The following is a 13,861-nucleotide window of genomic DNA, read 5'->3' as shown; positions in this document are numbered from 1 at the left end:
TTTATAAAATCTTAATTTGGCCCCTGGTTATATGCCACATAATAAGATTTAAGCCTCATGCGAAAAACCATATACCTGTTCATTGCTGTAGTTTGCCTCAATTCATGCTCTGCCCGCAAAAAAACCACTACAGTATCAAACCGCGATGCCAAACGCAATAACAGTAATATCCAAAAGGCCAATAAGGATGCTATTGCCAACTACCGGTCGTACAATTCGTTAGAATATATTGACCGTTTTAAGGCCATCGCCATCCAGGAAATGAACCAGTATGGTATCCCGGCCAGCATCACCCTGGCGCAGGGCTTGTTTGAATCGGGTGCGGGCAATAGTGACCTGGCCAAATACGCCAACAACCACTTCGGCATAAAATGCACCAGCGACTGGACCGGCAAAAGTTATTATAAGGATGACGACAACGTGAATGATTGTTTCCGCGTTTATGATAATCCGGAAGACTCCTTCCGTGACCACTCGGCGTTTTTAAAACGTAAAAACTATGCTAAACTTTTTGAACTGGACAAGAACGATTATGAAGGCTGGGCTTATGGGTTGAAAAAGGCAGGTTATGCCACTAATCCTAAATATCCGCAGTTGCTGATCAATATTATTGTAAAATATAACCTCGATCAGTATGACCGCCCCGAAGGCGAGATTGCTAAAATTAAACGGGAAGACCGTGTATTATCGCAGATCAACGATAGCATTGGTAAACCCGTTCAGGATACCCTTTCCAAAACCCCGCCCGACGATAAGATCTACACCGTAAAACAGGGCGATACACTATACAACATATCCAAACGTTTTGGAATAACTGTTGATGACCTGAAAGCGTTAAACAGTATGAGCGACAATGGCATTAAAATTGGCCAGAAGCTTGTGGTTGTTAAGTGAGAAACAGAGGCAAGACAGCAAGAGTCAAGAGCCAGGACAGAAAGAAATGACCTCTAAATCTATCTTGATTCTTGACTCCTGGTATCTTGGCTCCCTCCCCCAAAGGTTAATTGTTGTTAAATTGTATGATCGCCCGCTGTACAACACGTATTTTTGCCCCCGCAATGAAATTGTGGATGCTCCTGATATGTTTTGCCCTGCCCGCGGCCCGGGTTTTTGCCCAGCAAAAAACCGTGGATGGGGTTGTGTTTGATAAAGACAGCAAAGACCGCATTGCCAAAGTTAATGTACAGAACATCACCACCGGCAAATCTATTTACAACACTTTTAAAGGTGAATTCAAGATAGAAGCCCAGCCGGGCGATGTGCTTGTTTTTACAAAATCAGATCATCATCCTGATACTTTGAAAGTGCAAGGCGGCGAATCACTGGCCGTTTATATGAAGCGCACTGCTATCCAGCTTAAAGAAGTTATCGTGCGTGATACCCTGCTTAACCCGCAAAAACGGCTGGCTGCAACCAAAAACGATTATACCAAAATCTTCGGCCCGCTTAACAATAAAGATTTATTGAGCTTTGGTCCTGGTGGCGCCGGTTTAAGCATTGATGCTATTTACAATGCGTTAAGCCGAAGCGGCAGAAACGCCGCCCATCTGCGCGAAACTATTGAGAAAGACTATCAGCAAAGTGTTATTGACTATCGTTTTAACCGAACTTATGTTGGCGCCATAACCAATTTAAAAGATCAGCAGCTTACCGACTTCATGTTGCGGTACCGCCCCGGTTATTACCTGGTAAAAACCGCTAGCGACTATGAGTTTATAGCCTCCATCAAAACCAACCTCAATCGTTTTTTAAAGTATAAGAAACGCCCGTATTCCCTCACCCCGCTTGTTACGCCCGAAGACAGTAAGAAGGATCTTGGCCGCGAATAAGGTTGATTAACCTTAATACAACGTTCATTTTAATATCCGGAAATTCCAATATTTTTGCCCAAAAGTCGTTTTCCAGACTAAACCCTGAAGCAACATTTTTGTTTATTGTGGGTAAAAAAGGAGATTTTTGCTTTAATTTGTTTACTATGTTAAAAACAAAACCGGGATTACTAATACTCGCATTATCAGTCACGTGCGTTTTATCAGCAAAAGCACAGACCGATACCTTGAAAAAAGATAGTGTTAAAATAGACACTGCCGTACTTAATAAATACCGGATAAATTCCCGCAAAAATGCCATCCCCACGCGGGTTCGCCCCATACAGATCCAGCGCGAAATGGTACCTGTTACCATGCTCGATTATAAAGTAAACTACTGGAAAAAGGTAATCACATTCGGGCTGAACTTTAGCCAGTCGGCTTTTAGCAGTAATTATGCGGCGGGTGGCGTAAGTGCGGTGGCATTGGGTTCAAATTTTATTTATCATACCGAATATAACAAAGCGCCTTTCAGTTATGTATCCGAGCTTAACCTTACTTACGGCGTATCAAAGAATAAAGGACAGGGCAAACGCAAAACGCAGGACCGTATTTATTTTGACAACAAAGTAGCTTCGCAATTATCAAAAAGCTGGTACTTTTTCGGTGCCTTAACCTTCGAGTCACAGTTTGATAAAGGCTTTAATTATGTCGATCAAGGCAATGGCAAGTTCGAGCAGCAATATATTTCAAACTTTATGTCGCCGGGTTATCTTACCGAATCGGTCGGTTTTGAGTATAAGCCAAAAAGTTGGTTCGATTTGCGTTTGGGTACCGGTACCGCACGACAGACTTTTGTACTTGATCACACCATCCATAAATATCAAAAAGATAACTACGGCGTGGATACATTAAAAACAGTGAAGAATGATTTGGCGTTCCAGGTTGTGGCGTTGCTGGATAAAGATATAGCCAAAAACATTCACTTAAATACCCGTTACGCGTTATTTATCCCTTATGCCCAATCGCCAAAATTTATTACCCACCGTGTTGATTTAACGCTAACAGCCAAGGTGAACAGGCTAATTAGTGCAACGGTAAACGGAACGCTGTTGTATGATAAACATACATCCGATAGCGCCCAGGGCTATGAAGGCATTGGGTTGGGAATGCTGTACCGGTTCCCGTAGTACAGTCTTGAACAAATAATACAATTGAACCGGCCTTATTAAAAACAGGGCCGGCTTTATTTTGGAATAAACAATGGGATGAGACAAGTTAATATAGTTCAAAATCATACCTTTGTATCCTTATAAAAAAGATTAAAGTTTTTTAATATAATGTTTGAAAATCTTTCGGATAAACTCGACAGGGCGTTCAAGGTCCTGAAGGGTCAGGGAACAATTACTGAAATAAACGTGGCCGAAACCATGAAGGAGATCCGCAAGGCCCTTCTTGATGCCGACGTTAATTATAAAACTGCCAAAGCATTTACCGATGATGTGAGGCAAAAAGCGCTTGGTAATAACGTATTAACATCCATTTCGCCGGGCCAGTTGCTTACCAAGCTCATGAACGATGAGCTTACCGCGTTGATGGGCGGTACCACAGCCGATCTGAATTTTCCGGCTACACCCACCATCATCCTTATTGCCGGCTTGAACGGTGCTGGTAAAACAACCTTCACCGGTAAGCTTGCCAATTACTTAAAAACACAACGCAATAAAAAACCATTACTGGTTGCTGATGATATTTACCGTCCGGCGGCTATTGATCAGCTGGAGGTTTTAGGCCAGCAGATAGGTATCCCTGTTTATGCCAATCGCGACTCGAAAGACCCGGTTGCTATTGCCCGCGAAGGGATAGCCCAGGCTAAGCAGAACGGTAATAACGTGGTGATTATTGACACCGCCGGCCGTTTAGCTATTGACGAGGCCATGATGGTGGAGATTGAGCAGGTAAAAGATGCCGTAAAACCGCACGAGATCCTGTTTGTGGTTGACTCCATGACCGGTCAGGATGCCGTGAATACTGCTAAAGTGTTCAATGACCGCTTGGACTTTACCGGTGTGGTATTAACCAAGCTGGATGGTGACACCCGCGGTGGTGCGGCCCTTTCTATCAAATCGGTTGTTAATAAGCCGATCAAGTTTATTGGTACCGGCGAAAAGATGGAAGCGCTTGACGTTTTCCACCCCGATCGTATGGCATCGAGGATCTTGGGCATGGGCGACGTGGTGTCTTTGGTTGAACGCGCTCAGCAGCAGTTTGACGAGAAAGAGGCAGCCGAGCTACAGAAGAAGATCCGCAAAAACAAGTTCGACTTTAACGACTTTTACGGCCAGATCCAGCAGATCAAGAAAATGGGTAACATGAAAGATCTGATGGGCATGATACCGGGCGTGGGCAAAATGATGAAGGATGTTGAGGTTGATGATAATGCGTTTAAAGCGATAGAGGCTATTATTCAATCTATGACCCCGTTTGAAAAAGCTAACCCTGAAACCATTAATCAAAGCCGCCGTAACCGCATAGCCAAAGGTTCGGGCACCGATTTACAGGAAGTTAACCGCCTCATGAAGCAGTTTGATGATATGAAGAAAGTGATGAAGCAAATGAGCAATCCCGCTGCTATGGCCAACATGATGCGTCGAATGCCTAAAATGTAGTGCTTAACAGTAGATAAAAAGAACGTCTCTTGCCAAAACAAGGGGCGTTTTTTTTGCCCCATTGCTGGCGAACAAAATGAACATATGTATAATTTATTATACACAATTTCACACTTTTTGAGACCGGAAGTCATTAAAATGTCATTTACTGTGCAATGGCACTTGCTTTGATTTACTACAGCGAACAGATGAGGGCCCCAAGTTTACCCCCCCCTCACATATTAATGAATTAAAAAACTAATCATGAAAAATTTAATTAAACCCGTTTTATTGACCGCTGCATTATTTGCATTTAAAGTTGGTTCGGCCCAGGTTAATCTTGGAGCAACTACCGCAACTAAAATAGCTACGCGGGTAGCTACACCAACTGTGAATGCTGCATCTATAGCGCAAAAAGCGGTTAACACAACCTCAACCGTAACCAACCAAGCTGCCGCACAGGCTCAGAATGTAGCAGCGCGGACAGCTACTCAAACCCAGGCTACCACCAACCAGGCCGTAACAGGCGTTGCCGCCAGTGAGGCCGCTAATGTTAACAGCAACGTTGCCTCAACCGTAAATGCTACCGCAGGGACAACAGCTGCACAGGCCGGCGTTAGCAGCAATACCTCAGCCGCAGGTACTGTGAATGCAACCGGAGTAACAGCAACAGGCGAAAAAACATTAACCACAACCGAAGGTGTTGCCGCTAACACTACCGAAAAAGTAAGCAGCAATGCTGCCGCTTTAAGGGCCGGCGCTACAACAACTACAGGTAAAACAGCAGTGGCCGCGGGTAATAGCGCCGATGCTGTTAGCAAAAATGTGAGTGTTACCTCGTCTGGCAACCTGAACAGCACAGGTAACGTGGCAACGGGCTCTAAAAAGCTAAATACCGGGTTCTCAAATAGCAGCGCTTCCAGTACTGCTGTAAAGGCGGGAAAGAAAAGCGTTACTGTTAAAACTTCGGGCAAGGGTTCAGCCAAACTGAGCGCTACCAAACAGTAATAGTATTTACATATATTAAATCAAAAAGGCCGGTACCGGCCTTTTTGATTATCCGCACTTTTTTTATTCAACATTAGCCATGAAAAAACTTAAACTTATCCTGCTGCTGGCTTTGGCCGGCCCTGCGGTTTATGCCCAGCAAAAACCTGATACCGCGGCAAAAACAAAAGAGTTGTTTGTAAATGCGGGTTTGCAATATCTTTCAAACCTTACCTATGCCGGCCGGCGCGATGAAAGCAGTGTTCCGGTGCTTCTTCCCTCGGTTACATTAGTTAGCAAGCAGGGCTTTTTTGTAAGCGCTATCGGCTATTTTGATCTTAATGGCTCCAAATCTGGCACCGAAGGCCTTAGCGTTACGCCGGGCTATGTTTTCGCGTTTGATGCAAAACGGTATTATGGAGGCAATGTATCGGCCACCAAATATTTTATCACCAAAAGCAGTCCCATTATACTTTCTTCATTTAATGCCACGCTCGACGGGCAGCTGTATGCCAATCCGGATGATATTGTAAAATTTACCGCGGGCATCAGCTATAGGTTTAATAAAAATAACAGCAACGACGTTGTTAATACGGCCGAATTATCAAAAGAAATTTTTGCCCTGAAAACAGGCGCGGATAAAAAAAGCGGGCTAAAAGTTACTCCTACCGCCACGCTTTATGCCGGTACACAATCGTTCTACCAAACTTATTATACCGAATCGCAGGTTACCCGCTCGATAGAGCAGCCCCAGCAGCAAACACCTATTAATATCCTGTTTCCCAGTCAGCCAAAGCAAACTATCATAACGCAAACGGTAACGCAGCAAAACCAGCGCGAGGTAAGGCAATATAAGCTGCTTGCTTTCAGCGGATCGTTGCCTTTAACCTATGCTATTAACAAGTGGCAAATCGTCTTTACGCCCTACCTCATCAAGCCATTTAACCAGGTTGATTATGTAAAAAACACCAAAATGAACGGGCTTTACTTTTTGTTCACCACAGGGGTTAATGTAACGTTTTAGCAATGTAAAAATGTGATAAACCATATGGCCGGGAAGGGCGGATAACAGCTTGTTTTTATTAGCTTTGTTGCAGTACAAAACAAACTGAACCAAGGCTATGCGCAGGATATTTTTTGTTCTTTTATTGTTACCGGCCCTGTTTACCATGCCGGCATTTGCCCAGGTTCCAGGGGCGCAGATTGATGTTAAACATTATACGTTTGATATTAAACTTAATGACGCCGATAATAATATAGAGGGAAAGGCCACGGTTTCGGTAAGGTTTTTGAACGGCGCAGAAGGGTTCAGCCTCGACCTGGTGAAAAAGAATGCTGAGGGTAAAGGCATGCTGGTATCGGCAGTGACCGAAAACGGGAAGCCCGTAAAGTTTACCCAGGACGATGAACAGCTAAAGATCAATACCCGCGCCTATAAAGGGAACACCCGCGATTATACGATAAGTTATAGCGGCATCCCGGCCGATGGGTTGATCATCTCGACCAACGCATTCGGGCACCGCACGTTTTTTGGTGATAACTGGCCTAACCGGGCCCACAACTGGCTCCCCTGCGTTGATAATATTGCCGACAAAGCCACGGTTGATTTTATTGTAACCGCGCCCGATCATTACCAGGTAGTATCAAACGGGCTGCAAACCGAAGAAAAGCAACTCGACGGAAAGCTCAAACTAACCCATTGGGTTGAAGCCGTTGCGCTGCCTACCAAAGTAATGGTTATAGGCGTAGCTGAGTTTGCAGTTGACCGCCCCGGTGATGTTAACGGAATCCCGGTTTTTACCTATGTTTTTCCGGAAAGTAAAGAGGTTGGGTTTAAAAGCTATGCTGTAGCTAAAAACATTCTCCCCTACTTTATAAAAAATGTTGGCCCTTACAGCTACGAAAAATTGGCCAACGTGCAGTCGAAAACCATTTTTGGCGGTATGGAAAATGCCAGTGCCATATTCTACTTTGAAGAATCGGTTAAAAGTCCGGATATAGAGGAATTAATGGCGCATGAAATTGCCCACCAGTGGTTTGGCGATGGCGCCAGCGAGAAAAGCTTTGGCCACCTTTGGTTAAGTGAAGGCTTTGCTACTTATATGACCAATCTTTATCTCGAAAATAAATACGGGGCCGATACCTTAAAAACGCGCCTTATCGGCCAGCGTAAAAAAGTGCTGGATTTTGAAAAAGGGCGTTTAACGCCCGTGGTTGATACCGCTGTTAAAACAAAATTTATGCAGTTGCTTAATGCCAATAGTTACGAAAAAGGCGGTTGGGTACTGCACATGCTGAGGCGCAAACTGGGCGATGATGTTTTTTGGAAAGGGGTTAGAAACTATTATTCAAAATACCAGGGCAGCAATGCCAATACCGATGATTTGAGGCGGGTAATGGAACAAACCAGCGGCAAGGACCTGAAACCGTTTTTTACGCAATGGCTGCGCAACGCCGGGCACCCAAATTTGGCGGTTAGCTGGAAGTATAATGAAAAGGATGGTTACATTACCATAAATGTAACCCAAAACCAGGCCTATGTTTACAATTTGCCGCTGGAAGTGTCTGTTGACGGACAACTGTTAACTGTGCCGGTAAAAGAGAAATCGACAACAGCCCGTTTCCGGGTAAAAGCCAAACCGGCAGATGTTAAGGTGGACCCGAATATAAACCTGCTGGCATCGTTTGAGGAAAAAAGATAGAAGCGGTTTTTAAAGAGGGCTGTCATTGTTTGACCCTCTTTTTTTGTTACGGATAGTTATAAATTAAATATATTTTTTGATCGGTATGAAAAATATGGGCGTTGCTTGCGGCCCGTGCTATACGCTCATACTGCACAGGCATTAGCCACAAGGCCGGTATCCGCTCCTATCACTAACGCAGCCCTTTGCACTATCCCCAAGATAAATTTATGGCATAATAACTAACCCTCCTACGCGGCTATCACCCTGTTGATCACCTTTTCCAGGTCTTCCAGATCAAATGGTTTGGCTAAATAGCTTTGGGCGCCGGCATGATTGGCCAGGATCTGGATATCGCTGTTTGCCGAAAAGTAAATTACCGGTATTTCTTTAAGTCCTTCGGTTTTTTTGAGGGTTTGCGTGGCAATGATCCCGCCCGAATCGGGGATCCAGTTATCCATCATGATCACATCTGGCAAAATGCCCGAAACTTTCTCAACAATGTTATTGCAGTCGCTAAATGTGTGCACTTCCCACCCTTGTTCCTCCAAAATGTAACTGCAAATAGAAAGTATGTCCTCGTCGTCATCAAATATGACAATTTTTTTAGATGGAGTATTCATTGGATAGTTGTATGTGAATTTATAGAAATCTTTTCATACAAACAAATGTTTTAAATTGAAAATTAAATTTGCCCGTTTAAACAAGACTTTATATCGCCCTGCTTTAAATTAACCCCATGAGTAAACTACTTCTTAACCACTACAAAATTTAATTATTGACTTTGTAACCGATTAATTACTACGTTTTATTAAAAACAGTAATATTTTTACTTATCCAATTTTAACAGCCGTATTAATTCCTGTTGTCCAACAAATAAACCTGTAAATCCTGTTTCATGAATACGCAAATCAAATCGATTTTATTGGGCGCCATGCTGCTTGGCCCGGCTGCTGCAATAAACGCGCAAACAAAGGCAAGCTTATGGCTTACCCGGGCCGACAGATCGGCACTTTTTGAGCAGCAAAAGGAGCCGCTCATTTTTAAAACCGGGGAGGCCGACGGCACTACTATTACTGTTAATGATAAGCAACATTACCAGCCGATAGACGGGTTTGGATTTGCATTAACCGGAGGCAGCGCTATGCACATCATCCGCATGAGTACCGAAAGCCGGTCCGCGCTGCTTAAAAATCTTTTCGCGGTTACAGGGAATGATATTGGTATCAGTTATTTAAGGCTGAGTATTGGCGCATCCGATCTGAACGAGAAAGTATTCTCCTATGATGATATGCCCAAAGGACAGACAGATCCAACGTTAAAACATTTTAACCTTGGCCCGGATAAAACCGATGTGATCCCGGTAATGAAACAGATCCTGGCAATTAACCCGGCAATCAAGGTGTTGGGCTCACCTTGGTCGCCGCCGGCCTGGATGAAAACCAATAATGATACCCGCGGCGGCAGGTTAAAACCCGATTGTTACCCGGTGTATGCAAAATACCTGGTTAAATATATCCAGGCGATGAAGGCCAATGGAATTAATATCGATGCTATCACCATTCAAAATGAGCCGTTACACCCGGGTAATAACCCCAGCTTGCTGATGGTTGCGCCCGACGAAGCCGACTTTATCAAAAACAACCTTGGCCCGGCGTTTAAGGCGGCAGGTATCAAAACAAAGATCATTGTTTACGATCATAATGCCGACAGGCCCGACTATCCTATTTCGATATTGAATGACCCGGCTGCCCGTAAATATGTGGATGGTTCGGGCTTTCACCTGTATGGCGGCGATATCTCGGCCCTTACCGATGTGCACAACGCCCATCCTGATAAAAACATTTACTTTACCGAGCAGATGACCGTTGAGCCTGAAAATCAAAGTACCATCAACATAGCCTGGCCGGTAAAAAGCCTGATTGTTGGCGCAACCCGCAACTGGAGCCGCAATGTACTGGAGTGGAACCTTGCCGCCGACCCTGAATATAAGCCCTATACCGACAGGGGCGGCTGCCCAATGTGCCAGGGTGCGGTTACCATTGATAAAAATGAGGTTAAGAAAAACATCGCTTATTATTCAATTGCCCACGCTTCCAAATTTGTACGTCCGGGTTCAGTACGTATCGCATCAAACAATATAGACACTTTACCTAATGTGGCTTTCAAAACCCCCGATGGCAAAAAAGTACTTATCGTAGCCAACACCGGCGATGGCGCGCAGGATTTTAACATCCAGTACCAGGGGAAAGTATTAGCTGTTAAACTTGATAAAGGTTCGGTTGGAACGTATATCTGGTAATATAAACCGGTTCAGGAAAAATTTAAATGCACAACAACATGTTAACATCGTTAATAAAAAACATAAAGATAAGCTCTGGGATTAAAGTTATGCTTGCCGCGGTCCCGGCGTTATTTGTAGCGTTACAAGGCAATGCGCAAACAGGCTTTTTAAAAGCCGAAGGCAAAAAAATAGTTGATGAAAAGGGGCAGAATGTATTGCTGCGAGGGATGGGTTTAGGGGGATGGATGCTACAGGAAGGCTATATGCTGCACATTAACAAAGACAGCCGGCAGTACCGCATTCGTGAAAGGTTGGAAGAACTAATGGGACCGGCCGAAACCAGGGAGTTTTATGATACCTGGCTGGCCAATAACACCCGCAAAATCGATGTAGACTCTATGAAACGCTGGGGATTCAATTCTATCCGCCTGCCAATGCATTATAACCTTTACACCCTGCCGGTTGATAAGGAGCCCGTTGCCGGTAAAAACACCTGGCTGGATAAAGGGTTTAAAATGACCGACGATCTGCTGGCCTGGTGTAAAGTAAACCATATGTACCTGATCCTTGACCTGCATGCCGCCCCCGGCGGACAAGGCAACGACCTCAACATCTCCGACCGCGACCCGGACAAACCATCGCTTTGGGACAGCGAGGCCAATAAGCAAAAAACCATAGCCCTTTGGCGTAAACTGGCCGAACGCTATAAAAACGAGCCTTATATAGGTGCTTATGATATCATCAACGAGCCAAACTGGGGTTTTGACGATCCTCAAAATGATAAAAACGGACTGAAGGAAAAAACAAACGGTCCGCTAAGAAAACTGATGGTTGATATTACTGCTGCCATTCGCGAGGTAGATAAAAAACACATTATTATTATTGAGGGCAACGGTTGGGGCAATAACTATAACGGTATTTTACCCCAGTGGGATAAAAACATGGTGCTGAGCTTTCATAAGTACTGGAATTTTAACGATCAGAAGTCTGTTGATCATATCGTAAAAACCCGCGAGCAGTATAATATCCCCGTATGGTTGGGCGAAACCGGCGAAAACTCAAATACCTGGCTTACCGAAGCTATCGGCTTATTAGAAAAAAATAACATTGGCTGGTCATTATGGCCATTAAAAAAATTGGGCATCAACAACCCGATGGAGATCCGTTCAAATCTGAACTATGATGATGTGGCGAGGTACCTGAACACCGGCAGGAATAAACCTAACGAGAGCAATACGTATAGCGGCACCCTTGAGCTTGCTACGTATGCTAAATTAGAAAATACCATTATCCATCATGATGTCATCGATGCTATTTTCAGGCAGCCGCATACAAGCGTTACCAAGCCCTTTAAAGCCAACAGGATTGGCAACGGCACCGTGATCAATGCTGTTGATTATGACCTGGGCCGCAACGGTTACGCATATTTTGACACCGATACCGCCGACTATCATACTTCAGGCAAACCCGGTGTAGGCAACAAAGGCCATGTTTATCGAAATGACGGCGTTGATATCAGCAAAGATTCTACGAAGTATGAAAGTTACTATGTAGATCATATTGAAACCAACGAATGGACACAGTACACAATACAGGTTAAAACACCGGGCATATACTCCCTAAGCCTCAAAGTGGCATCCGCCACCGATGATGCCAAACTATCTGTTTTAGTTAATAATATAACCCAGGCAAAAGAAGTGGCGGTTCCCAACACCGGCGGGTTAAAAAAATGGCAGGTTATTGCTGTAAAAAACATTGTTTTAAAGGCCGGGAGCAACAAAATAAAGGCATTAGCTAACAACGGAGGGTACAACCTGCATTACCTGCAGTTTTGGAAAGGGAAGTAAATACAGGTACGCTATACTTATTTAAACAGCCGGAGTATATATTATTTGCTCCGGCTGTTTATTTATCTAAGATGCCAAAAATGATTTTTTCCTTTACCGGCGCAAATATGCAGGGCTTGCCTGCGGGCAAAAGCTACTTGCACCTTCGGGTTTAACCCGTAATTTTTTAATATTATTTTCTGATAAAAAGGTATTGTAAATAACTGTTTTTATAGTTAAATTTATTATATCAATTATCAATGTCACCTAACATAGGGAGAAGTCGTTATGAAAAAACAAGCTACGATAGTTTGTCAGCCTGATAAGACTGAAACTACCCAACCACTACAGGTAAATTGCCCGCCATCTCATCAAAAAATGTATCGCGATCATACACATTGCGATCATGTGCATGGCAGGGTTAACAAATTTCCAATTGGCAGCAACCGCGGGCCATGCTTTTTTTAAGTTAACAGGCTATTTAATATAATAGTACAGTTGGCTGTATGGCTTAAAGTTTTGCAGGTAAACTGCTAAGCTGCATAACCCAATTTGCCCGCGCCGGGTATCAGCCCCGGCTTCGCCGGCAAATGATTGTTTTGTATTGCCCGCTATTAAACTCCAAATCAGCTGTTGTGTAGGCCAGCTTTATTTTGGCCTACTGGTTAATGTATTTGTATTTTTTTCGCCCATCCTGTACTTCAATTATTTTAATAGTGCTTACCGGTATTGCTTTTTTCAGTGAAAGAATCTTTGACTGAACACCGATAACAGAATCCTGGATAACCCAGGTGCGGTCGAAGTAAAAGGTTGATCGCCTGCCATTGATATCTGTAAAACGTATTTCAATAGATGGTCCGTTCTTTAACTTATAAGGAGTTCCGTCTTTATCGAAACATTTAATCGAATCAATAGGATAAACACTATAGGTATGCTTATGCCCAAGTGGGTCTTGGGCGGTAACCTGTCTTAAATTCACCGTTTCCAGGGTTGGCACCTGTTCCAGGAAAGTACCAACAGGCATGTAATAGGTTTTGCAGGAGCTTGAAAAGATAGTTAGTGCAGCGATAGTGGTAAGGAGTAAAGGTTTGGTTGTCATGTAGTTTATATGTTAAAAACTTCTTAAGGCCATAGTTTTTCAGCGCTGTTTTAAGCATATGGTACAAATCGCCAGATTTTCATACTTGTGCCGGAGTGCGTTGAGCAATAATTCTGGTCAGTTCTTTCACGACTTTGTCAGAGGAGTTTCCGTTAAACAAATACCGACTACCATCAATAAACTCCAATTTCATTCTGTTTATCAGGAGCCAAGAGGTTGTTAAACGCATGCATTGATTTACATCTTTTGTAATATCTTTCCCGAAAATGCTCTGAATAATTATTGAATTTTCAGTTAAAATTATAGTCTTTGAAATGTATGAGATTGCTGTAAAAAGTATTACAAATCCCAAAAGACCCCAAATCAATTCAATAAAATCTCGACAAAAAAATCCGATAATGATCACGCAGGACACGGATATCCAATAAGCCATGCGATTATCGCTCTTATTTGTTACACTTGAAATGGATTTGTTGCTAATCATTTATTTTTGCCTTTACTTGTACTTATTCTCCGAACAAGAATAAA

General features: G+C 43.5%; 11 protein-coding genes. 9 read left to right on the top strand and 2 right to left on the bottom strand.

Annotated features, from left to right (window positions below; genetic code table 11):
* The first annotated feature begins 57 nt into the window (after window positions 1-57).
* The 7 genes from BLP33_RS20740 (at window position 58) to BLP33_RS20710 (ending at window position 8,145) form a co-directional block, all read left to right on the top strand.
* On the top strand, window positions 58-894 hold the full coding sequence (locus BLP33_RS20740; RefSeq protein WP_090532701.1) for a glucosaminidase domain-containing protein: 837 nt from the start codon (window positions 58-60) through the stop codon (window positions 892-894).
* 164 nt (window positions 895-1,058) lie between these two features.
* Entirely contained in the window at window positions 1,059-1,829 is a 771-nt protein-coding gene (locus BLP33_RS20735; RefSeq protein WP_090532699.1) for a peptidase associated/transthyretin-like domain-containing protein, read from the top strand.
* Window positions 1,830-2,056: 227 nt separating this feature from the next.
* Complete coding sequence (locus BLP33_RS20730) at window positions 2,057-2,998, top strand: DUF3078 domain-containing protein (RefSeq protein WP_254780206.1); 942 nt, start codon at window positions 2,057-2,059, stop codon at window positions 2,996-2,998.
* Window positions 2,999-3,148: 150 nt separating this feature from the next.
* Window positions 3,149-4,477, top strand: coding sequence for a signal recognition particle protein (gene ffh / locus BLP33_RS20725; protein WP_090532696.1), 1,329 nt, complete (start codon window positions 3,149-3,151; stop codon window positions 4,475-4,477).
* A 243-nt stretch (window positions 4,478-4,720) separates the two neighbouring features.
* Window positions 4,721-5,464 carry a hypothetical protein gene (locus tag BLP33_RS20720; RefSeq protein ID WP_090532694.1) on the top strand — a complete coding sequence of 248 codons (744 nt, stop codon included), beginning with the start codon at window positions 4,721-4,723 and terminating at the stop codon, window positions 5,462-5,464.
* A gap of 79 nt (window positions 5,465-5,543) precedes the next feature.
* Window positions 5,544-6,467 carry a hypothetical protein gene (locus BLP33_RS20715; protein ID WP_090532692.1) on the top strand — a complete coding sequence of 308 codons (924 nt, stop codon included), beginning with the start codon at window positions 5,544-5,546 and terminating at the stop codon, window positions 6,465-6,467.
* A 97-nt stretch (window positions 6,468-6,564) separates the two neighbouring features.
* Window positions 6,565-8,145, top strand: coding sequence for a M1 family metallopeptidase (locus tag BLP33_RS20710; RefSeq protein ID WP_090532690.1), 1,581 nt, complete (start codon window positions 6,565-6,567; stop codon window positions 8,143-8,145).
* Window positions 8,146-8,375: 230 nt separating this feature from the next.
* Here the strand turns inward: BLP33_RS20710 and BLP33_RS20705 are convergent, their stop codons facing one another.
* Window positions 8,376-8,747: a response regulator gene (locus BLP33_RS20705; RefSeq protein WP_090532688.1), complete on the bottom strand. Its 372-nt coding sequence runs from the start codon at window positions 8,745-8,747 to the stop codon at window positions 8,376-8,378.
* Window positions 8,748-9,022: 275 nt separating this feature from the next.
* Here BLP33_RS20705 and BLP33_RS20700 point away from each other — a divergent pair, with 275 nt between their 5' ends.
* Window positions 9,023-10,426 (top strand): glycoside hydrolase family 30 protein, encoded by a 1,404-nt coding sequence (locus BLP33_RS20700; RefSeq protein ID WP_090532686.1) that lies wholly within the window; start codon window positions 9,023-9,025, stop codon window positions 10,424-10,426.
* Window positions 10,427-10,515: 89 nt separating this feature from the next.
* Entirely contained in the window at window positions 10,516-12,255 is a 1,740-nt protein-coding gene (locus BLP33_RS20695; RefSeq protein WP_217633199.1) for a cellulase family glycosylhydrolase, read from the top strand.
* 637 nt (window positions 12,256-12,892) lie between these two features.
* Here BLP33_RS20695 and BLP33_RS20690 read toward each other — a convergent pair.
* A complete protein-coding gene (locus tag BLP33_RS20690) occupies window positions 12,893-13,333 on the bottom strand; it encodes a hypothetical protein (protein WP_090532681.1) in 441 nt (146 codons plus the stop codon).
* Between the last annotated feature and the right edge of the window lie 528 nt (window positions 13,334-13,861).

This window comes from Mucilaginibacter sp. NFR10 (genome assembly GCF_900100445.1).
Taxonomy (GTDB): domain Bacteria; phylum Bacteroidota; class Bacteroidia; order Sphingobacteriales; family Sphingobacteriaceae; genus Mucilaginibacter; species Mucilaginibacter rubeus.
Note: the sequence above shows the minus strand (reverse complement) of the source record. Positions and strands in the feature narration are given on the sequence as shown.

Bases quoted from the DNA above. Each gene is read 5' to 3' on its own strand.
- BLP33_RS20710 (WP_090532690.1), top strand. From the start codon at position 6,565: ATGCGCAGGATATTTTTTGTTCTTTTATTGTTACCGGCCCTGTTTACC.
- BLP33_RS20735 (WP_090532699.1), top strand. From the start codon at position 1,059: ATGAAATTGTGGATGCTCCTGATATGTTTTGCCCTGCCCGCGGCCCGG.
- BLP33_RS20720 (WP_090532694.1), top strand. From the start codon at position 4,721: ATGAAAAATTTAATTAAACCCGTTTTATTGACCGCTGCATTATTTGCA.
- BLP33_RS20740 (WP_090532701.1), top strand. From the start codon at position 58: ATGCGAAAAACCATATACCTGTTCATTGCTGTAGTTTGCCTCAATTCA.
- ffh (WP_090532696.1), top strand. From the start codon at position 3,149: ATGTTTGAAAATCTTTCGGATAAACTCGACAGGGCGTTCAAGGTCCTG.
- BLP33_RS20705 (WP_090532688.1), bottom strand. From the start codon at position 8,747: ATGAATACTCCATCTAAAAAAATTGTCATATTTGATGACGACGAGGAC.
- BLP33_RS20695 (WP_217633199.1), top strand. From the start codon at position 10,516: ATGCTTGCCGCGGTCCCGGCGTTATTTGTAGCGTTACAAGGCAATGCG.
- BLP33_RS20700 (WP_090532686.1), top strand. From the start codon at position 9,023: ATGAATACGCAAATCAAATCGATTTTATTGGGCGCCATGCTGCTTGGC.
- BLP33_RS20690 (WP_090532681.1), bottom strand. From the start codon at position 13,333: ATGACAACCAAACCTTTACTCCTTACCACTATCGCTGCACTAACTATC.
- BLP33_RS20715 (WP_090532692.1), top strand. From the start codon at position 5,544: ATGAAAAAACTTAAACTTATCCTGCTGCTGGCTTTGGCCGGCCCTGCG.